A 19,340-nucleotide genomic window follows, 5' to 3' on the forward strand; every position below is an offset into this window, starting at 1 on the left:
GCTATGCCCCCACGGCTTGCGGCATGCCGGCCGGAACTACCCGTACCGGACGGCCCAGAGTCAGCATCAGGCGTTCCTGGATGCCGGAAATGGTGATCCCGGAAGACTGGCAGTTCATGCACGAGCCACTCATGGCCACCATGACCGTATCACCATCCACATCGACCAGTTCGATATTGCCGCCATCCATTTGGAATTGTGGGCGCATTTCATCGATCACGGCAGATATTTTCTGGATTTTCTGCACCATGGTCATGGGTGCCGGGGCGGCTTTGGCGGCGGGTTTTGCTGCCACCACCGGTAGCGGTGCGCTGCCGTTTACTGCCGCGAGGATATCTTCGATCTGCTCATGGCAACTCTGGCAACCGCCGCCCGCCTTGGTATAGAAAGTGATCTCTTCGACCGTCGACAAATGGTTTTCCCTGGCCACCTTCTCAATGAGGGCCGAGTCGATGGCGAAGCATTTACATACCAGCGCACCTTCTTCGTGATCATCTGCCCATTCTTCGCCGCGGTAATTGGCGATGGCGGCGTGTAGCGCCTCGGCGCCCATGACGGAACAATGCATTTTCTCCGGAGGAAGGCCGCCCAAAAACTCGGCGATGTCCTGATTGGTGATTTTGAGCGCTTCATCGAGCGTCTTGCCCTTGATCAATTCGGTCAACGCCGATGACGAGGCGATGGCGGAGCCGCAGCCAAACGTCTGGAAGCGAGCATCCAGAATGACATCCGTATCCGGGTCTACCTTGAGCATCAGGCGCAGGGCATCCCCGCAACTGATGGAGCCTACCTCGCCGACCGCATTGGCCTCTTCGAGGACCCCGGTATTCTTGGGGTTGAAAAAGTAATCCTTGACTTTATCGGTATAATCCCACATGGCGTCAGCTCCGATGTCCGCAGGAGGAGGCTGAGGAAGCGGAGGCTTCGTCTCCCGTGGTGAATGACGACCCGCAGCCGCAGGTCCCCGTAGCATTGGGGTTTTCGAAACGGAAGCCGCTGCCGCTGAGTTCATCCACATAGTCGATGACGACCCCGTTCAGCAGTGCGGCGCTGGCGTTGTCCACGTAAACCGCCACGCCCTCTATCGCCACGACAGTGTCTTCTGCGCTTGCCCCGGCCTCCAGCCCCATTCCATATTGATAACCGGAACAACCGCCTCCGGTTACCGCAACCCGTAATCCGCTCGCTTCAGGATTCTCGGCAAGCAGATTCTTTACGACATCAATGGCCTTTTCCGTCAACATCAGCATGGCATACTCCTTACGCGACAAGGGTTCCTGTATGCTTCTTTGCAAGACTCGGGCCAGCTTTGGGTTTTGTTATTAACTTATTGTTATTTTGATGATTTACAATGGATGTGAAGGTGTCATTCGTGCGGTTTTGTTGGTTTCTAGACATCTCCCAGGATGGTTTTGCAAGAAAACGAACATCACAGGGCGGGGCAGAATGGCAAAAACCCGGAGATCGCTGGTGTCCGGGTTTTCGCTAAATCAATGGCAAAAGCGTCTATACGGGCCGGTTTTCGCCGGGATCACGTACCGGACCCATGCCCGCCAGGCAGTCTGCATAGCTGATCTCGGGGAATACGGCATTGTATTGCAACGCGCTCTCGGCGATGCGGTTGATCTTGCCTGCCGTGGCGAGCTTTTTGAGATCGTTGCGTTCCAGCCCGAACAACTCCAGCAATTCATTGTAGACCGTCGCCTCATCCAGCGGCAGGATATAAAATGGGATACCTTTATATTCCAGATGGTAACGCTTGCTGAAATCAATATTATTGCAGTAAATAAAATATTTACCAGAGGGCTCCAGGTACTCGGCCAGTACCGTTACGAGTGCATCCAGATAACCAAAAGACAGAAGATAGCAGGATAAAAAAGAAATTTTTTGGGCGCCAGGTTCTGCCGAACTGATGACTTGCTGCGCAACGAGCTCGGGTGGGCGTGCTTCATCGGCCACTGCGGTGGCGAATTTGATAGCCAGTTCGCCGCGAAAACCGAAGCGCCCCTGCGCATTCAATTCTCCCTTGAATACCTGATTCACCAGTCTTTTCTGAGTGTCGAGCCCTGCGAATGCGCTTTGTTCGATGCTGATGGACATAAATGACTCCATATTGAGTAGAGGTAAAATATTGCATCCTGATCGGATTGGGGATGCTTATAGGTTTTCAGCCCTGAGCAGCCAGCAGGTTCCAACCACTGTCTTCTTCCGGGCCGAAGCACTGGGCATAGTCATTACAAACATTGCAACTGGGTGCCTGGCAGAGGTGGACTTCAGCCTGTTCACACAACTGCTTATAAAAGAACTTCTTCCATTTCATGTTGCCGGTATTTTTGAGGTACAGTGCCGGAAAATGGCGTTTGATAATGTCACTGAGGTCCTCACGATTCGTCAGGCCCAGGTCCTGCCACAAGTGATCATCGCCCCGGCAGCCCGCGGCGAGAATGGCCGCTACCCACTCTGTGGCCTGATTCACGCTGGCGCGGTGATCCAGCAAGAGCTTGACCAGATCGCCAGTTTCCTCATCGCGCGCGGGCGCTTTGTTTTCTTTGCCCAGGCATTGGCACAGAAAGGTCCCGCCTGCAGCGTTATGGAGATAGACCTTCGTGCATTGCGCGGTCGAACGCGATTCCGCTATCCGCGGGAAATAACGAGCAAACAGATGGCTCAGTTGCCTGATTTCCAGGCCAAGCGCCATGCTGATGTTGCCCTTGCGTTCCGTGGCGCGAAGGCTGATACATAGCGCAAAAAAACGCGCGTCAGGGAATGCCTCATCGGGGTTGCGACCGGACATCAGAATGTCATATATGGCAGTCTTCATGGATGCACTCCCTCTTGAGGCACTATGCAGAGACGCTGGCCGCTAGGGACATGGATGCATGGGTATAGCAGTTTTTGGGGCAAACCCGGGAGCAGGCCTCGCAGCCGATGCATTTTTCCGGATGCGCAATCGTCATGAATTTGCGCTCTGCCTCGTCATCGTCCGCCGCCACCCGTTCCCCCTCTTCGGTAATACCAATAAGGTTCAGCACATCCCGACCGCAGGCGCGGAAACAGCGCCCGCAGCCGATGCACTTTTCTTCATTGATATATTCGACAAACTGGGGTGTCCAGCCGAGCCCGCCCTTGGTGATGCCGGTGATGTCGCGCATGCCGTCATCCCCCGGGGAAGGATGCGAGCCGTGCCCTGGCGGCCGTCAGATCGCGGTAGGCGGCGTAGGTACGATTCGCCAGTTCCAGAATATTCTCCCAGCCGATGGGTAAATCTTCAGCCAGATCGTGAAGATCCATTTTGGCCTGGGTGGCCTGGGCATTGAGCCGTTTGATTTCTGTTTTCAATGCGTCCTTTTCGTCCACAATCGACTCCCAGTGATTGGTCTGTTCCTCTACTACCGGTAACATCTCCATGAATACAGACATGACGTCATACTCCTATGCGCTGATGAACCATAAGCGTGAGCTACGCTGAGTTCAAGGGTCAAAAGCGGGCCACCTCCGGAAATTTTTCGATCATTTCCAGGGCACCTGCCACCAGTTTGTCACCTTCTTCGGCCAGTTTTTCCATGCTGGGGAAGCCAAAACGATGCACATCGCGCAACTGTTTGTTGACCACGATCAGCCGTCCGGCAATCAGCACCATGCGGCCAAAGCCTTCATGACTCATTTTCATCATGGGCGACACCATGACTCCGGAAGCACGCTCCGTAGCCAGCCCCACGGCGTTATAAAAAAGTTCCAGCCGCCACAATATTTCGGGATCAGGATCGCCGATGATGGGAATCGCCCGACGCTGCTCCTTATCCAGCACGTAGGGCGCCAGCAGCTCCATGTCGGACTTTTTTTCCCAGGCACCATAGCTATCCTGTGCCCGCCACTGCTTGACCAGTTCGCGGAAAAACGCGGATTCATCCGGTAACACCACCGCCACTGCAGTATTGTCAGGCATGACTTAATTCCTCTTCGTCATCAAAATTAAACGCTTTTTCTGCACCCTTGTTCATGACTTTGCGGAGCCAGGGGGGTGGAGTTCCCTGTAACACGACCTGCAGCTTGTCGAGTATTCCATGGATGGATTCCGGTTCATTCACTTTGATGGGGTGAATTTTCATGGCCACCACCCGCGCCGCACCGGAGCCGCCAATGGCGGCCACATACAAAATGGCGCAGTCCCTGATGGCTTCCAGCTTGGGAGCCAGCTTGTCTTCGTTGCCGTCCTCGGCAAGTTCTCCGTCAAATTGCACGGCCTCCAGAAAATGGTGACCTTCTGGACTGAGTTCATAAATGGCGATGTTTTTTGCCCAGCCAAAATGGGCATCCACTCTCTGCATATCCTGAGTTGCAAATGCGACTTTCATGGTGCCTCCTGGGCGTTGACCAGATAACAAGTGACTACTACGTTCTGCATCCTTAACCAACCGCAAACGACGCATGTGCATCGTGATCCTCCATAGGTAGTGGCCAACTATCCGGGCGATTTTCTTCCTCCCGTGCCATTAACAGGTTGCCGATCTCGAAGGTCAGATCGCGAGCACCGCGATAGCCAAGAGACAGGCGATGGGCGGCGCCGAGCCGGTCAAAAATAGGCAGTCCCATGCGCAGGAAAGCGATATCCAGCCGCGCCGCCGCCTGCCGTCCATGGGAGTGGGTGATGAGCAAGTCACAGCCGGCAGCCCGCGCCTCGAGATCCTCCAGATCACCGATAAGCACCTCTTCACAAGGCATCTGTTCGAGTAGCGGCGAGTGGGTGGAGGTCACCGCAGTAGTAACTGTCGCCCCCATTTCGGTGAGCCACGATCCGATATTCCAGAGCAGGTCAGGTTCAGCGCCGATGGCGATTTTCTTGCCTCCGAAAAAGAAGTGTCCATCCAGCATGGCATCCATGAGCTGGCTGCGTTGGCGGCGATATTTGTTGGCCACGGGTTGTCCGCTCAACTGGCTCAGACAGTCCAATAATTGGTCATTGGCCTCCAGGCCGGTGACCCGGTCGAACAAGACGTAAGGCTGACCCGTCTTGGCCATTAAAGCTTCGGCGGCGGGACGCATCTGTTCGCCCAAGGCAATGGTCAGTTCCGCTTCGCCCATGGCGCGGATCTCCTCCAAACCGGTTCCACCCAGCGTAGTGGAGGAAAAATCTTCCGGCACGTGGCCGTCCAAAGATCCGGACAGGTCGGGCAGGAAGGTCGGCTGTAAGCCGAAAGACTCGCTGATCTCGCGCAGCTCTTCGATATCGGCGACGGTCAGGTGGGAACCCACCAGGAAATTGACGGCGCCGTCTAGCCGTACACTGGTCGGCTCCACCAAGGTGTCGACAATATTCCTGACCGCTTTGCCCCACCCGTCCTGAAAGGCATCCTTGAAATCGGGCGTGGAGACGTAGACTACGGCGAGGTCTCCCAGCTCCGGATGATCTGCCAGAAAGGTCTTGAGATAGCCGTCCACGTCATCTCCCTTGGTTTCGGTGACTCCGGTGGAGCAGATGCCGACGATGCGGGGATGGGTACGCTGGTAAATGCTGATGAGGGCGCTGCCGATGTTATCCAGACCGCCCATGACCGTGGCCACCTCGTTCATGGCGGTGGTCTGCATGGGGATGGTCTCCCGGAAATGGCGCTGGAAGAGCACCACGCCAAAGGCCGTGCAACCCTGGGAACCATGCAGCAGGGGCATGGATTGGGCGAGCCCCAGAAAGGCCAGGGCACCGCCGATGGGCTGGCTCATCTTGAGGGGATTGACCGCGCAGGACTTGTGGCTGACGGTTACGGTAGCCATGATGCGGCCTCCTGTGCTTCCCAGGGTGCCGGCTTGCGCAATTGCGACCAGATGGGGTTGTAGAGGGCGCGGTCGATCTGCTCCACCAATCCCACCATGCCTTCGTAGCCGGCATAGGCGTGGTGGCGCTCCTGATTGATGTCCAGCCACGGCATCTTGGCCTTGAGGGCGGCGAACTGGGAACGGGGCCCGGAGAGCATGATGTCGGCCTGGGAGGCCCGCAGCATCTGGTACATCTCTCCTTGTGTCAGATTCTCGATCATGTGGGCGTCCTCCCCCATGATCTCCTTGATGCGTTCCTTATCTTCCCTGGTGGACTTTTTGACGCTGGTGCCCACAATATCCATCCCGACTTCCTGCAGGGCGGCGAGAACGGACCACGACTTGACGCCGCCGGTGATCAGCAGCACCCGCTTGCCGCGCAGACGCGGCTTATAGGCCTCCAGGCGCTCCCAGGCGCGCGCCTCCTCCCGTTGAATGAGGGCTTCGGTGCGCTCCAGTAGTTCGGCGGGGGCACCCCTTACCACCAGCAGTCGGGAGATCTCCCGCAGGGAGTCGCTGGTATCGGAGATGCCGTAGAAGGAGCCCTCGAAAAACGGAATCTGATAGCGCTCTTCCATCTTGCGGGCAATGTTGATCATCGCCTTGGAACACACCATCATGTTGGCGCGGGCGCGATGGGACTGGGCGATCTCATGATATTTTGCGTCACCGCTGATGCACGAGATGACACGTATTCCCAAATGATCGAGGAGCGGTTTGACCTGCCATAGTTCGCCGTTGAGGTTGTACTCACCGATGATGTTGATGTCATAGGGCGTAGTGCATTCCGGTTCTTCTGTGCCGATGACGTAATCCAGCAGGGCTTCGCCGGCCAGTTTGTTGCCGAGGTTCTTTACCCCGACAAAACCGGGGGCGTTAATCGGGATAACGGGCTTGGCGAATTTGGCGCTGGCGGCCTTGCAGACGACCTCGATATCGTCACCGATCATCGCCGGGACGCAGGTCTGGTACACGAAAACAGCGGGGGGATCGTATTTGTCGATGATCTCCTTGATGGATTTGAAGAGGTGCTTTTCCCCGCCGTACACCACATCCATTTCGTTGATGTCGGTGGTGAATCCGGTACGAAAAAGTTGCGATCCAGAGGATTTGGCACTGCGGTTGTCCCAGGAGTTGCCCTCGCAGGCAATGGGGCCATGGACCAGATGGGCGACGTCGGTGATGGGCTGCAGCGCGATCTTGGCGCCGTCGAAGGCGCAGCCTCCGGCGGCTCCACCAGGCTGCAACTGCTTGGTGCAGCCCTTTTTACGCTCCTTGTCAGACTTCGTCTGGTTCTTGGCGCAACCCGGTTCGTTGAAGACTTCCTGGATCTTGTTCTGCAACATGGAACACCTCCCGGTACGTCAAAATGCCACAAAGAATTGATCGCTGGTTTCCATTATGCACTGGCACGCCAGCCGCCAGCGCGGCCCTTTCCAGGCCGCCGTGTCCTCGTCCCCATCGGCGAGCGGAATCTTCCCCACAGCGCGCAGCGTCCGCTTTTCAAAGGAGCCGAGACGGCGATACGGCGCTCCGCGGCGGAGAACCACCTGCACCGCGCAGGTCCCGCACAGTCCCTGCGCGCAATCGACCGGCAAAGGCACATGGCAGAGGCGCGCAATGGTTAACAGGGAGACTGGCTGGTTGCTGCGACAAGAGATCGACCAGTCGCCACCGATACGCGGTGAGATGAATTGCACCTCTCCCATCTCTCGCTCCTTATGCAGTGGGAAACTTACAGTTTCACCAGAATATCTTCATCACGGACGATGTACTGGCACGCCAGCCGCCATGGCGGTGGGATATCCCGCAGTTCCGTGTCCTCGATCTGTCCCTTGCTGATCTTTCCGGACAGGAGCAGAACGATTTTCTCCTTTTCCGTCAGATGCTGGCCCAAAGGCTCTTTCCTTTCCAAAATAGTTACCTGCACTGCGCAGGAACCGCACTCACCGTTTTCGCATTCGAATTGAATGGGTATCCTGTTTGCCTTGGCCAGTCCCAGCAGGGTTTGCCGGGCACCGGCGGTGGCGTATACCGTGATATCCTTGGCCATCGCGGGGGAAGTGAAGGTGATATCAGCCATGTTTCTCTCTCCAGCCAGACGGGCAGCGAAGCTCGGCAGCGCCGCCCGTGAGGATTAGCGCACCAGGTCGTAGCTGAAATCGGTCGTGCCGATACCCATGCTGTTGCGGTCCAGTTCCAGGTGGATACGGTCCAGTATCCAGACCAGCACATTCAGCGCCCCCTGGTAGCCCCAGATGGGGTAGCGGTGATGGTGGTGCCGGTCATGGATGGGAAAGCCGATATGAATCATGGGCGTCCCGGTATCGCGCTCCAGGTATTTGCTGTAGCTGTTGCCGATCAGGAAATCCACCGGCTCCGTGAACAGCAGGCTGCGCATATGCCACAGATCCTTGCCGGGATAGGCATGGCAGCCGCTGCCGAAGGGCGAGCTGGCAAATAGGGCATTCATCTTCTCCGCCCAGTCCTTGTTGCCGTTGGTGCAGACCACATGCACCGGCTCGGCGCCCAGTTCCAGCAAAAATCCTGCCATTCCGAGGCAGAAATCCGGATCGCCGTTGATCGCGAATTTCTTGCCGTGCAGGTAGGAGATCGAGTCGCCGATGGCGTCCACCAAACGGCCGCGCTCTTTTTTCAGCTCTTCAGAGATGGGCTTGCCACTGATGCGAGAAACCTCCTGGAGGAAGTGATCGGTGCCGCTCACGCCGATGGGGCAGTGGAGCGCCACCACTTCCTGGCCCTTCTCCTGGATATAGGCCATGGTCTTTTCGGTGCTGATCCCCTGCATACACACCGTCGCCTTGGCATTCAGCGCAGCTTCGGCTTCGGCGAAGGTGGTGCCGCCGTCGTACATGCGAAATTCGCCGTCGGCGGGCGTATCCCACACATCGCTGCCATCGCCCAGAATCGTGTAATCGACATTCATCAGGCTGAACAGGCGCTTGATCTCGCGCATGTTGCCGACGGTATAGCCGTCGAAGCCGCCAATGAAATTGATCTTCTCATCCGGCTTGCGCTCCAGGGCGGGCACAGTGCCGGCCTTGCCGTCCCAGAAGTGGGTCAGGATGCCCTTCATCATGTTGTCATAGCCGGTGATGTGGCTGCCGACGAAGGAGGGTGTGTGTGCGAAGGGCACATCGAACGACTCAGGAACACTGCCCTTTTCCTTGGCGGTCTTGATGAAGGCGTTCAGGTCGTCGCCGATCACTTCCGCCATACAGGTGGTCGAGACCGCGATCATCTTCGGCTTATACAGGCTATAGGAATTGGCCAGGCCGTCGATCATGTTGTTGAGACCACCGAACACCGCCGCATCCTCGGTCATGGATGACGACACGCAGGAACTGGGTTCCTTGAAGTGACGGTTGAAGTGGGAGCGGAAATACGCCACGCAGCCCTGCGAACCGTGCACGAAGGGCAGGGTGCCGTCAAAGCCCACGGCGGCGAAAATCGCCCCCAAGGGCTGACAGGCCTTGTCGGGATTGACCGACAGCGCCTCACGGGCGAAGTTCTTTTCGCGGTACTCCCAGGTCTTGGTCCATTCCTGGCCGCGTGCAACCTCGTCTGCGGGCAGTCGGTTTTCGAACGTTTTCTGCTTGTTCTTGAACATCTCCTGATAATCAGGCTGTTTGAACAGGTTGAAGTGGTCGACGATTTTATCTGCATTCTGACTCATGATGTTTCTCCTTTGATTCAGTGAGGAGTACGGATTCGGAGCGGGGAAGGGAAAACGGATAAAAGCATGTTTCGCCCCTCCTCGCTCCTCTTCCTTACTTCCAGGGCGCCTGGGTCAGGCCCCATACCGGGTTGTTGACCGCCATGTCCATGTCGCGGGCGAAGATGGCGAACCCGTCCGGACCGTGATAGGGACCGGAATAGTCCCACGAGTGCATCTGGCGGAAGGGAAAGCCCATCTTCTGGAAGATGTATTTTTCCTTGACCCCAGAGGCGACCAGGTCGGGACGCAGCTTCTCGGCGAATTTTTCGAACTCGTAGCCGGTCACGTCGTCATAGATCAAGGTGCTGCCCTTGATTTCATGAGTGGTGCGCTGGTAGTCGTCGTTGTGGCCAAACTCATAGCCTGTGCCGATGACCTCCATGCCGAGATCCTCGAAGGCGCCGATGGTGTGGCGCGGACGCAGGCCACCGACAAACAGCATGACCTTCTTGCCTTCGAGCCGGGGCCGGAATTTCTCCACCACGGCGTCCCACTGCGGCTGATACTTGGCGATCGCCTTCTCAGCTTTTTCCTGGATGGACTCGTCGAAGAACGCGGCAATCTCGCGCAGCGATTCCTTGATCTTGGTGGGGCCGAAGAAGTTGAACTCGATATACGGGATGCCGTATTTCTCCTCCATGTGCCGGGTGATGTAGTTCACCGAGCGATAGCAGTGCAGCAGGTTGAGCTTGCTCTTGGAACTCGCCTCGAACTCCTTGAGGGTGCCGTCGCCGGACCACTGGGCGATCACGCGCAGGCCCATCTCTTCGAGGATGATGCGCGAGCCCCAGGCGTCGCCGCCGATGTTGTAGTCGCCCAGCAGGGTGACGTCGTAAGGCGTGCTTTCGAAATCCGGGTGCTTGTCTGCGGCGGGGTCCAGCACCCAGTCGCGGATACTATCGTTGGCGATGTGGTGGCCAAGCGACTGCGACACACCACGGAAACCCTCACAGCGATTGGGTACCACCGGCTTGCCGAATTCCGCGGCCTTTTTCTTGGAAACCGCCTCGATATCGTCGCCGATCAGCCCGATCGGACATTCTGATTGCACCGTGATGCCCTTGGACATTGGAAACAGATCTTCCAACTCGTCCATCAGCTTGGCGAGTTTCTTGTCGCCGCCGAAAACGATGTCCTTCTCCTGGAAGTCCGAGGTGAAGTGCATGGTCGTGTAGGTGTCCACCCCGGTGGTGCCGATGTAGTAGGCGCGCCGTCCAGCGCGCGCGTAGTGGCCGCAGCCGACCGGACCATGGCTGATATGGATCATGTCCTTGACTGGGCTCCAGACCACGCCGTAAGAACCGGCGTAGGCGCAGCCGCGGATGGTCATCACGCCGGGAACGGATTTGATGTTGGACTTGACGTCGCACTCGCTCTTGCCCTCTTCATAGACATTGAGGTGCTTGGCGCGCCGCTTGGCGAACTTCTCTGGATAGGCCTTGAGCGTCTCATCGATCAGTTCGCGATTTCTGGCAGTTTTCTCCGCTGTGCGCTGTGTGCTGAGATCTTCCGCTGATATACTCATTTTGGTGTACTCCTTGCTTCAATTAGGTGCCACATCCTGGTGGGCACGGTGAACAACCCGCGCCCACCCGTTCCATTACATTCCCGCAGCCGCCAATTCGGCAGCAGTCTTGCCGATGATGCTGGTGTCTTCCTTCTGCATGATGCCGAAGTCCATAAGCAGATCTTCCAACTCGTCCATGGTGATCGGGGTGGGGATAGCGCCGTTGCCGGCATTGGCATGAATTTTTTCCGCCAGAGTCCGGTATTCTTGCGCCTGCTTGGATTCCGGTGCGTATTCCAGCACCGTCATGCGCCGCAATTCGGCATGCTGCACGATGTTGTCGCGGGGTACGAAATGAATGAGCTTGGTGCCCAGTTTGCCGGCCAATGCCTCGGCCAGTTCCAGTTCCTTGTCGGTCTGACGCTCGTTACAGATGAGGCCGCCCAGACGTACGCCGCCGGAGTTGGCATACTTGAGCACGCCCTTGGAGATGTTGTTGGCCGCGTACATGGCCATCATTTCGCCGGACATGACGATGTAGATCTCCTGCGCCTTGTTTTCCCGGATGGGCATGGCAAAGCCGCCGCAGACCACGTCTCCCAACACGTCGTAGGAGACATAGTTGGCGCCATCATAGGCCCCGTTTTCTTCCAGGAAGTTGATGGAGGTGATCACACCACGACCTGCGCAACCCACGCCCGGCTCAGGGCCACCGGACTCGACGCAGCGGATGTCGCGATACCCCACCTTCATGACATCTTCAAGCTCGAGATCCTCCACACTGCCGGCTTCGGCCGCCAGACTAAGCACGGTGTCTTGCGCCTTGGAATGCAGGATCAGTCGGGTGGAGTCGGCCTTGGGATCGCAGCCGACGATGAGAATTTTCTGTCCCATTTCCGCCAGTGCCGCCAGGGTGTTCTGCGAGGTCGTGGACTTGCCAATGCCCCCTTTACCATAAAAGGCGATTTGTCTTAGTTTGTCACTCATTGCCATGTCTCCTATTTAAAAATGACTAGCTTGCCAGATGGAAGCCCCCGAAAAGGGGACGAGTCGCGTTCCGTCCTCGCTGTTGCAAGGGCCGTGCCAAGTTCATCATGGCCTATTTAACACTATGAAAATCATGAAGAATGCCGCCTTATGAGTGAACTTCGGCAGACTGTTTGAAAGCCTACAAAATGCAGTTTCCATGTCAGGAACCCCACAGCGCAGACCTACAACGGCAAAGGACCGCACCCGCTCATAGGCGGTGGAGACGAATTGGCGGAATCCAAACAAAGCCAGTTTCATTTGAACGGGTTAGCGCCGTTATTCGAAAGGGGAATGGTGAAAGGGGAATCGTTTTGGGGGCTCCGGTTAGCACCCGTGCCGGGCGTGAACAAGGGGCTGGAACCTCATGGCATAAAACCTGCTTTAGTTATGTCATCCAAACGGGAAGTCTTGCTCAGTTTTGGGAGGATGATATGCAGATTGGTGTGGATTGTAATCTCGCGGTGGGTAATTGGCGCATTTTTGTGCTCGATACGGACGAAATCGGGCGCATGGCCGTGCAATTCATGCTTCATGATGAATATGAAACTCACGAAATCGCCAGTCTCCAGGCCGCTGTCGCCAAGGCTCGGGATTGGCCGCCGGACCTGATCATTCTCGGGGAGGCGCTGCTGGATGACGGCACATTGACCGTGAAGATGTTGAGCGAACAATTTCCCAATGCACGACTGATGCTCGTGGTGGGGGAAGCGCGTTCCGCTCTGAGCCAGCCTGTAATCGGTAAAGGATTCGTGTTCCTCCATAAGCCTCTGCGGCTCGAAGAGGTTCGCGCCAAGGTGGCTGCCGTGTTGCAGAACTAGTCACCGCAAGGACGTTTTTTGTCAGCAGCGAATCTACCGGAGGAGCAGCGCCCGGCCCGTCCACCATCCGCCAATCCCGGTAGCAATCTGACCGGAGTCCCGTCCGGGCTGTTGATCAGTGCGGAATTCCATGCGTTCCCGATGCCGCTACATATCGCCGGGGTGCGTGATGGGCACCCGGCACTTTTCCAGAGATTGTCTCTGGTACGGGAACAGTGCGAGGCGGGGCAGGTCTTCCAGACGTACATGGACGAGATTTTTGCTGGCGGGTCTGACCAGACGAAGGGTCGACGCTTCAGGGCCAGCTATTTACGCTTGCTCAAGGGTTGGGGATATGACAGCAACTCACCGGAAGGTGCGGTCATGAAGGGCTGGGTGGAGAGCCGGTTCGGAATCGCACCAAATTTTCACCGGCAGGTGATCGGCCGTGTGGGTGACGCCGCCTGGATTCAGTATATGACCGACAAAATGTCAGGGCGATTTGATAATAATGCGATCTGGTTGCAGCTTGACCTTTTGTTTGAATTTGCACAATGGTCAGCGCGGCGTTTTCTGGCCTCTGGACAACGGCACTTGCGCTTATTCCGGGGGACCAATGATTTTGCCGAACATCCCATTCTCTGGAAAGCCGGAGCGCGGCAGGGGGTGATCCGGCTGAACAACCTGGTGTCTTTCAGCAGTGATCGGGACGTGGCCAGCGTATTCGGCGATTGCATACTGGAGGTGAATGTGCCCTTGGTAAAGCTGCTCTTCTTCAAGGGGCTGCTGCCATGTCGCGCCCTCCAGGCGGAGAGTGAGTATCTGGTGATCGGCGGTGAATACGCGGCACATATGCACTATTACTGAGGACGAGAAATGGGCTATGACTTGCGGGAAAGAGCGTTAGGTGCCTACCTGGGATTGGCGGTCGGTGATGCCCTGGGCGCGACGGTGGAGTTCATGAGTCCCAGCGAAATCCGGGAGGAATATGGTGTTCACCGCAATATGACCGGCGGCGGCTGGCTGCATTTACGCCCCGGACAAGTGACCGACGATACCCAGATGTGTCTGGTGTTGGGGCGGAGCATCCTTGCCGATGAACAATGGTCCATCACCCGCTTTGGCGAGGGGATGGTGCAGTGGTTGCGCAGTCATCCCGTGGATGTGGGCAATACCTGCCGCCGGGGAATCCGGCGCTTTATGCTCAACGGCAGTACCGCCGCGGAACCGGCGGAATGGGATGCGGGCAATGGCGCATGTGTGCGCAACCTCCCCGTGGTGCTGGCCACCCTGAACGCCCCCGCGGCCTTCCGGCGGATGAGTGTGGAACAGGCGCACCTGACCCACCATCACCCGCTGTCGGATGTCGCGACCCTGACGTTGGGAGAGATGTTGCGCTGCGCGCTGCGCGGTGAAGGTGTTTCATCGGTGCGCCGTCTGGCGGATGCACTGCTGGCACGGTATCCGGAATTCAAATTCAAAAAAATTCCCCAGGCGCCTACGCCCTATATTGTGGATACGGTGCGTGCCGTCCTGTATGCGCTGCTTCATACCGATAATTTTAAAGACTGCCTGATTACGGTGGTCAACCAGGGTGGGGATGCCGACACCACGGGCGCCCTCGCGGGCATGCTGGCGGGAGGTCTGTACGGGACTTACGGGCTTCCCGGCACTTGGCTGCAGCGTCTGGATCCCGCGGTTCAGAAAGAAATCGCAGCGCAGGTGGATCAGCTTCTGACCCGGGGTGAGCGAACGGATCATGAGCAGTTGCCGGCCAGCATGCCGCCGCGTATCTTGTTTTACGGAAAACCAGGCTGCACCAATAATGCGCGGCAGATTGCACTGTTGACGGCTGCCGGCTGTGCCGTGGAGGTGCATGACTTATTGCAGACCGCCTGGACGGCGGCAACCCTGCGTCCATTTTTTGCGGATCGGCCCGTCGCCGAGTGGTTCAACCCGGCCTCGCCGCGGGTAAAGTCGGGTGAGATCGTTCCGGAGGCGTTTACAGAAGCCGAGGCACTCGCCGCGATGCTGTTGGACCCGCTTCTCATTCGTCGCCCGCTCATGGAAGCGGGAGGCGCCAAAATCGCCGGCTTTTCCGAGGATCAATTACGCCTGTGGACGTCCGTATCTCTTGACGTGTATGCTGAAGGCACCGGCGCCGCTACAGACAATTGTCGACGGTCGGTCCCTTGCCCAAGCGTCAGGCAGGGCCGCAGTCTCACCAAAACTCCAGCCGCCTCGTCCCACGCCAACGCCTCCTGAGCGCTGTAGAGAAGAGGACCCTATCATGAAAGATCGCGTAACACCCAACCATTTTCAGGAGCTGACGACCATCTATGAGGTGAGTAAGGTGCTCAGCTCTTCCATGGATCTTGAACACACCCTGAACGATGTGCTGAAGACGCTGGAAAGTCATCTGCATATCTCGCCGTCCATGATCGTATTGCGCATGAACGAGGAAATAGTGGGGGTAATCGCGGCCACAGGGTTGTCCGTTGCCGAAATAGAACGGGGGCGTTATCGGTTAGGGGAGGGGATGATCGGCAAGATCATGCGTGCCGGTATGCCGGTGGTGATCCCGGATGTCTCTCAGGAACCGGCTTTTCTGCACCGCGCCTTTGAACCGGAGATCAGCCAGCGCTTGCATGCTTTTGTAGGGGTGCCGATCAAGGTGGGCTACGAGTGTATCGGTGTGCTCGCCATCTATCGCAGTGAGCGGCACAAGGGCGTGAGTTTCCGTTCCGATGTCCGCTTGTTACAGATGATCGCCAATCTGGTGGGACAGACCGTCAATTTGCATCAGGGTATCTCGGCGGAAAGAAATCGCCTCCTGCAGGAAAAGCATCGTCTGCAGAAGGAACTCCAGAAACGTTACAGCATCAAGAATGTCATCGGCAACAGCCGGGCCATGCAGGCGGTATTCGCCGATGTGCATCAGGCGGCACCGGGCAAGGCGACCATATTGCTGCGCGGCGAATCGGGCACCGGCAAGGAAGTTATCGCCCGCGCCATTCACTACCTCAGCCCCCGTCGCGACAAGGCCTTTGTTTCGCTCAATTGCGCGGCGCTCCCGGAAAGCATTCTCGAATCGGAACTCTTCGGACATGAGCGCGGTGCGTTTACCGGCGCTACCCAGGAGCGCAAAGGACGTTTTGAACTGGCAGATGGCGGCACGTTGTTTCTCGATGAGATCGGCGATATCTCTCCGGCTTTTCAGGCCAAGCTCTTACGGGTGTTACAGGAGCGCGAATTCGAGCGGGTGGGTGGCAGCCAGACCCGGCGCGTTAATGTGCGCATCATCACTGCCACCAACCGCAATCTCGAAGAGGCGGTGAGCAAGGGCGAGTTCCGTGCCGATCTCTACTACCGGATCAACGTCGTCAGTATCTTCCTGCCTCCACTGCGGGAACGTCGTGAGGATATCCCCGCCCTGATCGAATATTTCCTCGCCCGTTATAACGCCGAGAATCAGCGCAAACTGACCCTTACCCCGGAAGCCTTGCAAACCATGGTGTCCTGCTACTGGCCGGGCAACGTGCGGGAACTGGAAAACTGCGTCGAACGTACCGCCACCATGATGCGCGGAGATATCATCCGCAGTCTCGATGTGCCCTGTCAGCGTAATCAGTGCCTCTCCATGGCCTTGCGACCGCTGGAAGGGAGCCATCCCATCGTCACCATGAAGGTTTCAGGCAATAGTAGTATGCCGCTGCCCGTAATGCCCGAACCAGCGGAGCAAGTAGCGGATGGGGCGGCGGCAAGTGATGTGGAGGGTTCTACTCCCTTGTCAGAACGGGATCGTCTGATTCAGGCTATGGATCGTTGTGGTTGGGTACAAGCCAAAGCGGCTCGTTTGTTAGGGACGACTACCCGCAAACTCGGCTATGCCCTCAATAAACATGGCATAGAAGTTAAAAAGCTCTAATCGGAAACGTGCCAACGGGGGTGGCGAACGCCCCACTCATCCTCACTGTGCCCAGCCTTTCGTGCTTGCTCTGCGATTTTTTGATCCCACCCCATTTGTCCGGTTTTCGACAATTTTCGCCGCAGTGCGGGAAACACATGTAACGTTACCGACAAAGCACGGAATGGCTTGTCCCAACATCCTGAAAAACAAAGGGCGCATATGCTGGCATCACTTTTGCTAAAGAACATACAAGCGTCAGCTTCTTAGGAGCAAGCCGATACATCCACGAGGCGCGCGGTTTTCCATCGTTTACTGAAGACCCGTATGGAGGATTACGCCCATGGCATCCCAAATAATTTCTCTTTCCAGTATTGCCACACCCAATAACGGGGTGGATCTGGAGGAGATCATGCAGCAAAAGGCAGAACACCAAGGTTGTGGTACGAGCGGCGGTTCCGGCAAGGCCAGTTGCGGCAGCGGAGCGGGGCAGGGAGATCTGGCACCAGAGATCTGGGAAAAGGTCAAGAATCACCCCTGCTATAGTGAAGAAGCGCATCATCATTACGCCCGTATGCACGTTGCGGTGGCGCCCGCCTGCAATATCCAGTGCAATTACTGTAACCGCAAATATGACTGCGCCAACGAAAGTCGTCCCGGTGTCGTCAGTGAAAAACTGACGCCGGAGCAAGCGGCTAAAAAGGTGCTGGCCGTGGCCTCCACCATTCCGCAAATGACGGTGTTGGGTATTGCTGGTCCGGGTGATCCTCTGGCCAATCCCGAAAAAACTTTCAAGACCTTTGAACTGATCTCGAAAACAGCGCCGGATATCAAACTCTGCCTGTCTACCAATGGGCTGACCCTCCCCGACCATGTCGATACCATTGCCAGCTTTAATGTGGATCATGTCACCATTACCATCAATATGGTGGATGCGGATATAGGCGCCCAGATCTATCCCTGGATTTATTACAAGAACAAGCGGTACAAGGGGCGTGAAGCGGCGCAGATACTCACCGACCGGCAAATGCTGGGACTGGAAATGCTGACCGAGCGCGGCATTCTCTGTAAGGTGAATTCGGTCATGATCCCTGGCATCAATGATCATCATCTGGTGGAAGTCAACCGGGCCGTCAAAAGCCGCGGAGCTTTTCTTCACAACATCATGCCCCTGATTTCCGCCCCTGAACATGGCACCGTTTTCGGCTTGAACGGCCAGCGCGGCCCGACCGCACAGGAACTCAAAGCCTTGCAGGACAGTTGCGAAGGCGAAATGAACATGATGCGCCACTGTCGGCAATGCCGGGCGGACGCGGTGGGTCTGCTGGGCGAGGACCGTTCGGCGGAGTTCACGACCGAAGCCGTCATGGCGATGGATGTGGAATATGACCTCGAATCGCGCAAGGCCTACCAGTCGCTGGTGGAGCAGGAACGGCAGGCGAAAGCGGATGCCAAGCAGGCGGAACTGGAAACCCTGGCCGGCGAGCAATCCGATATCAAAATCCTCATCGCGGTGGCGACGAAAGGCAGCGGGCGGGTCAACGAGCACTTCGGCCATGCCACCGAGTTTCAGATTTATGAGGCGAGTGCGTCCGGGGCAAAATTTGTCGGCCACCGTCGCGTGGACCTCTATTGCCAAGGCGGTTATGGCGAAGAGGAAGCCCTGGAAACCACCGTCATCCGCGCGATCAACGATTGTACGGCAGTTTTTGTGGCCAAGATCGGTGGCTGTCCGAAAGCCTCGCTGGAGGCGGCCGGAATCGATGCGGTGGATCGTTACGCTTTTGAATATATCGAGCAGTCCATCATTGCCTATTATCGGGATTATCTCGATAACATCCGTAGTGGGGCCATTGTCCATGGCCAGCGTGGAGATGCGGAGATCCGGCAAGGGGCGTATGTAGCTGCATAAGGTTATCGGGGGAGATATCCTCCCCCCTTTTTGAAAAAGGAGAAGCCTCATGGCTTATAAAATCGTCAGTTCCCAATGCACCAGTTGTTCGGCCTGTGAACCGGAATGTCCGAATATGGCCATTTCCGAAAAGAATGGCACGTTTGTGATCAATGCAGCCAAGTGTACGGAATGCATAAATTATTTCGATGAACCTCAGTGTGTGGCGGTATGCCCGGTGGATGACACCTGCATCATTGACAACAACTATCCCCGTTATGTCGCTTAGGAGTCTGTCATGGAACTCACCTTTACGCCGAAAGCGGAACGCTTTATCCAGCGGATGATCACCTTTGGCGGTGGAAATGCCTCCAGTGCTTTCCGCCTTGCGGTAAAGCCGGGCGGATGCTCCGGCCTTTCTTACGATTTTCACATTGTCGACGCTGCGGAACCCGGCGATGTGGCCATCAACAGTCATGGCATCCCGGTGCTGCTGGAACAGAAGAGTATCCCTTTTCTCAACGGAGTCGTCGTCGATTGCGAGGACAGTCTGATGAATACCGGGTTGGTCTTTACCAATCCCAATGCGGCGGCCAGTTGTGGCTGCGGAACGTCATTTACACCCAAGGAATAAAGGCGGGTCCCGGAAACGGTGAGAT

At 56.9% G+C, this 19,340-nt stretch carries 22 protein-coding genes; 7 read left to right on the forward strand and 15 right to left on the reverse strand.

Annotation, left to right across the window (positions count from 1 at the left end; all coding sequences use genetic code 11):
• Position 1: 1 nt before the first annotated feature.
• From nifU to nifH, 15 genes are all read right to left on the reverse strand, one after another.
• On the reverse strand, positions 2 to 877 hold the full coding sequence (nifU, locus tag AFERRID_RS11610) for a Fe-S cluster assembly protein NifU (protein WP_126605243.1): 876 nt from the start codon (positions 875 to 877) through the stop codon (positions 2 to 4).
• A 4-nt stretch (positions 878 to 881) separates the two neighbouring features.
• Entirely contained in the window at positions 882 to 1,250 is a 369-nt protein-coding gene (locus AFERRID_RS11615) for a HesB/IscA family protein (protein ID WP_113525786.1), read from the reverse strand.
• 256 nt (positions 1,251 to 1,506) lie between these two features.
• Positions 1,507 to 2,100 (reverse strand): hypothetical protein, encoded by a 594-nt coding sequence (locus AFERRID_RS11620; RefSeq protein WP_113525787.1) that lies wholly within the window; start codon positions 2,098 to 2,100, stop codon positions 1,507 to 1,509.
• Positions 2,101 to 2,167: 67 nt separating this feature from the next.
• Complete coding sequence (locus AFERRID_RS11625) at positions 2,168 to 2,821, reverse strand: nitrogen fixation protein NifQ (protein ID WP_113525788.1); 654 nt, start codon at positions 2,819 to 2,821, stop codon at positions 2,168 to 2,170.
• Positions 2,822 to 2,843: 22 nt separating this feature from the next.
• Entirely contained in the window at positions 2,844 to 3,152 is a 309-nt protein-coding gene (gene fdxB, locus AFERRID_RS11630; protein WP_113525789.1) for a ferredoxin III, nif-specific, read from the reverse strand.
• Positions 3,153 to 3,156: 4 nt separating this feature from the next.
• Positions 3,157 to 3,420, reverse strand: coding sequence for a CCE_0567 family metalloprotein (locus AFERRID_RS11635; RefSeq protein WP_126605244.1), 264 nt, complete (start codon positions 3,418 to 3,420; stop codon positions 3,157 to 3,159).
• A gap of 58 nt (positions 3,421 to 3,478) precedes the next feature.
• Positions 3,479 to 3,946: a NifX-associated nitrogen fixation protein gene (locus tag AFERRID_RS11640; RefSeq protein WP_113525791.1), complete on the reverse strand. Its 468-nt coding sequence runs from the start codon at positions 3,944 to 3,946 to the stop codon at positions 3,479 to 3,481.
• Positions 3,939 to 4,355, reverse strand: a complete 417-nt coding sequence (nifX, locus tag AFERRID_RS11645; RefSeq protein ID WP_126605245.1) for a nitrogen fixation protein NifX — start codon at positions 4,353 to 4,355, stop codon at positions 3,939 to 3,941. Before nifX ends, AFERRID_RS11640 begins: the two co-directional genes overlap by 8 nt.
• Positions 4,356 to 4,407: 52 nt before the next feature.
• Positions 4,408 to 5,769 carry a nitrogenase iron-molybdenum cofactor biosynthesis protein NifN gene (nifN, locus tag AFERRID_RS11650; RefSeq protein ID WP_126605246.1) on the reverse strand — a complete coding sequence of 454 codons (1,362 nt, stop codon included), beginning with the start codon at positions 5,767 to 5,769 and terminating at the stop codon, positions 4,408 to 4,410.
• Positions 5,757 to 7,157, reverse strand: coding sequence for a nitrogenase iron-molybdenum cofactor biosynthesis protein NifE (gene nifE, locus AFERRID_RS11655; RefSeq protein WP_113525794.1), 1,401 nt, complete (start codon positions 7,155 to 7,157; stop codon positions 5,757 to 5,759). The genes nifN and nifE overlap by 13 nt, the downstream gene beginning before the upstream one ends.
• Before the next feature lie 18 nt (positions 7,158 to 7,175).
• A complete protein-coding gene (locus AFERRID_RS11660; RefSeq protein ID WP_113525795.1) occupies positions 7,176 to 7,520 on the reverse strand; it encodes a 2Fe-2S iron-sulfur cluster-binding protein in 345 nt (114 codons plus the stop codon).
• A gap of 26 nt (positions 7,521 to 7,546) precedes the next feature.
• Positions 7,547 to 7,894 (reverse strand): 2Fe-2S iron-sulfur cluster-binding protein, encoded by a 348-nt coding sequence (locus tag AFERRID_RS11665; protein ID WP_126605247.1) that lies wholly within the window; start codon positions 7,892 to 7,894, stop codon positions 7,547 to 7,549.
• 54 nt (positions 7,895 to 7,948) lie between these two features.
• Complete coding sequence (gene nifK / locus AFERRID_RS11670) at positions 7,949 to 9,508, reverse strand: nitrogenase molybdenum-iron protein subunit beta (RefSeq protein ID WP_126605248.1); 1,560 nt, start codon at positions 9,506 to 9,508, stop codon at positions 7,949 to 7,951.
• Between the two features lie 94 nt (positions 9,509 to 9,602).
• Complete coding sequence (gene nifD, locus AFERRID_RS11675) at positions 9,603 to 11,075, reverse strand: nitrogenase molybdenum-iron protein alpha chain (RefSeq protein WP_126605249.1); 1,473 nt, start codon at positions 11,073 to 11,075, stop codon at positions 9,603 to 9,605.
• A 75-nt stretch (positions 11,076 to 11,150) separates the two neighbouring features.
• On the reverse strand, positions 11,151 to 12,044 hold the full coding sequence (gene nifH / locus AFERRID_RS11680; RefSeq protein WP_113525799.1) for a nitrogenase iron protein: 894 nt from the start codon (positions 12,042 to 12,044) through the stop codon (positions 11,151 to 11,153).
• A gap of 473 nt (positions 12,045 to 12,517) precedes the next feature.
• On the opposite strand from nifH, the gene AFERRID_RS11685 reads away from it, so the two are divergent.
• The 7 genes from AFERRID_RS11685 to AFERRID_RS11715 all read left to right on the forward strand — a co-directional run bounded on the left by AFERRID_RS11685 (position 12,518) and on the right by AFERRID_RS11715 (position 19,315).
• Positions 12,518 to 12,904, forward strand: a complete 387-nt coding sequence (locus AFERRID_RS11685; protein ID WP_113525800.1) for a DNA-binding transcriptional response regulator — start codon at positions 12,518 to 12,520, stop codon at positions 12,902 to 12,904.
• 18 nt (positions 12,905 to 12,922) lie between these two features.
• On the forward strand, positions 12,923 to 13,750 hold the full coding sequence (locus AFERRID_RS11690) for an NAD(+)--dinitrogen-reductase ADP-D-ribosyltransferase (protein WP_113525801.1): 828 nt from the start codon (positions 12,923 to 12,925) through the stop codon (positions 13,748 to 13,750).
• Between the two features lie 9 nt (positions 13,751 to 13,759).
• A complete protein-coding gene (gene draG, locus AFERRID_RS11695) occupies positions 13,760 to 15,148 on the forward strand; it encodes an ADP-ribosyl-[dinitrogen reductase] hydrolase (RefSeq protein ID WP_126605250.1) in 1,389 nt (462 codons plus the stop codon).
• Between the two features lie 25 nt (positions 15,149 to 15,173).
• Positions 15,174 to 16,811 (forward strand): nif-specific transcriptional activator NifA, encoded by a 1,638-nt coding sequence (nifA, locus tag AFERRID_RS11700; RefSeq protein ID WP_113525803.1) that lies wholly within the window; start codon positions 15,174 to 15,176, stop codon positions 16,809 to 16,811.
• Between the two features lie 322 nt (positions 16,812 to 17,133).
• The gene (nifB, locus tag AFERRID_RS11705; protein WP_113525804.1) at positions 17,134 to 18,702 is read left to right on the forward strand and encodes a nitrogenase cofactor biosynthesis protein NifB; all 1,569 of its coding nucleotides are present in this window, start codon (positions 17,134 to 17,136) and stop codon (positions 18,700 to 18,702) included.
• 49 nt (positions 18,703 to 18,751) lie between these two features.
• A complete protein-coding gene (locus AFERRID_RS11710; protein WP_113525805.1) occupies positions 18,752 to 18,970 on the forward strand; it encodes a 4Fe-4S binding protein in 219 nt (72 codons plus the stop codon).
• 9 nt (positions 18,971 to 18,979) lie between these two features.
• Positions 18,980 to 19,315, forward strand: a complete 336-nt coding sequence (locus tag AFERRID_RS11715; RefSeq protein ID WP_113525806.1) for a HesB/IscA family protein — start codon at positions 18,980 to 18,982, stop codon at positions 19,313 to 19,315.
• The last annotated feature ends 25 nt before the right edge of the window (positions 19,316 to 19,340 follow it).

The sequence above is a fragment of the Acidithiobacillus ferridurans genome, from assembly GCF_003966655.1.
Lineage (GTDB): Bacteria > Pseudomonadota > Gammaproteobacteria > Acidithiobacillales > Acidithiobacillaceae > Acidithiobacillus > Acidithiobacillus ferridurans.

What these genes read in the sequence shown, in the direction of transcription:
- AFERRID_RS11685 (WP_113525800.1), top strand. Translation starts at nt 12,518, where the DNA reads ATGCAGATTGGTGTGGATTGTAATCTCGCGGTGGGTAATTGGCGCATT.
- AFERRID_RS11635 (WP_126605244.1), bottom strand. Translation starts at nt 3,420, where the DNA reads ATGTCTGTATTCATGGAGATGTTACCGGTAGTAGAGGAACAGACCAAT.
- AFERRID_RS11665 (WP_126605247.1), bottom strand. Translation starts at nt 7,894, where the DNA reads ATGGCTGATATCACCTTCACTTCCCCCGCGATGGCCAAGGATATCACG.
- nifB (WP_113525804.1), top strand. Translation starts at nt 17,134, where the DNA reads ATGGCATCCCAAATAATTTCTCTTTCCAGTATTGCCACACCCAATAAC.
- nifX (WP_126605245.1), bottom strand. Translation starts at nt 4,355, where the DNA reads ATGAAAGTCGCATTTGCAACTCAGGATATGCAGAGAGTGGATGCCCAT.
- nifE (WP_113525794.1), bottom strand. Translation starts at nt 7,157, where the DNA reads ATGTTGCAGAACAAGATCCAGGAAGTCTTCAACGAACCGGGTTGCGCC.
- nifA (WP_113525803.1), top strand. Translation starts at nt 15,174, where the DNA reads ATGAAAGATCGCGTAACACCCAACCATTTTCAGGAGCTGACGACCATC.
- AFERRID_RS11715 (WP_113525806.1), top strand. Translation starts at nt 18,980, where the DNA reads ATGGAACTCACCTTTACGCCGAAAGCGGAACGCTTTATCCAGCGGATG.
- fdxB (WP_113525789.1), bottom strand. Translation starts at nt 3,152, where the DNA reads ATGCGCGACATCACCGGCATCACCAAGGGCGGGCTCGGCTGGACACCC.
- nifH (WP_113525799.1), bottom strand. Translation starts at nt 12,044, where the DNA reads ATGAGTGACAAACTAAGACAAATCGCCTTTTATGGTAAAGGGGGCATT.
- nifN (WP_126605246.1), bottom strand. Translation starts at nt 5,769, where the DNA reads ATGGCTACCGTAACCGTCAGCCACAAGTCCTGCGCGGTCAATCCCCTC.
- nifU (WP_126605243.1), bottom strand. Translation starts at nt 877, where the DNA reads ATGTGGGATTATACCGATAAAGTCAAGGATTACTTTTTCAACCCCAAG.
- AFERRID_RS11640 (WP_113525791.1), bottom strand. Translation starts at nt 3,946, where the DNA reads ATGCCTGACAATACTGCAGTGGCGGTGGTGTTACCGGATGAATCCGCG.
- AFERRID_RS11625 (WP_113525788.1), bottom strand. Translation starts at nt 2,821, where the DNA reads ATGAAGACTGCCATATATGACATTCTGATGTCCGGTCGCAACCCCGAT.
- draG (WP_126605250.1), top strand. Translation starts at nt 13,760, where the DNA reads ATGGGCTATGACTTGCGGGAAAGAGCGTTAGGTGCCTACCTGGGATTG.
- AFERRID_RS11615 (WP_113525786.1), bottom strand. Translation starts at nt 1,250, where the DNA reads ATGCTGATGTTGACGGAAAAGGCCATTGATGTCGTAAAGAATCTGCTT.
- AFERRID_RS11620 (WP_113525787.1), bottom strand. Translation starts at nt 2,100, where the DNA reads ATGTCCATCAGCATCGAACAAAGCGCATTCGCAGGGCTCGACACTCAG.
- AFERRID_RS11710 (WP_113525805.1), top strand. Translation starts at nt 18,752, where the DNA reads ATGGCTTATAAAATCGTCAGTTCCCAATGCACCAGTTGTTCGGCCTGT.
- nifD (WP_126605249.1), bottom strand. Translation starts at nt 11,075, where the DNA reads ATGAGTATATCAGCGGAAGATCTCAGCACACAGCGCACAGCGGAGAAA.
- nifK (WP_126605248.1), bottom strand. Translation starts at nt 9,508, where the DNA reads ATGAGTCAGAATGCAGATAAAATCGTCGACCACTTCAACCTGTTCAAA.
- AFERRID_RS11660 (WP_113525795.1), bottom strand. Translation starts at nt 7,520, where the DNA reads ATGGGAGAGGTGCAATTCATCTCACCGCGTATCGGTGGCGACTGGTCG.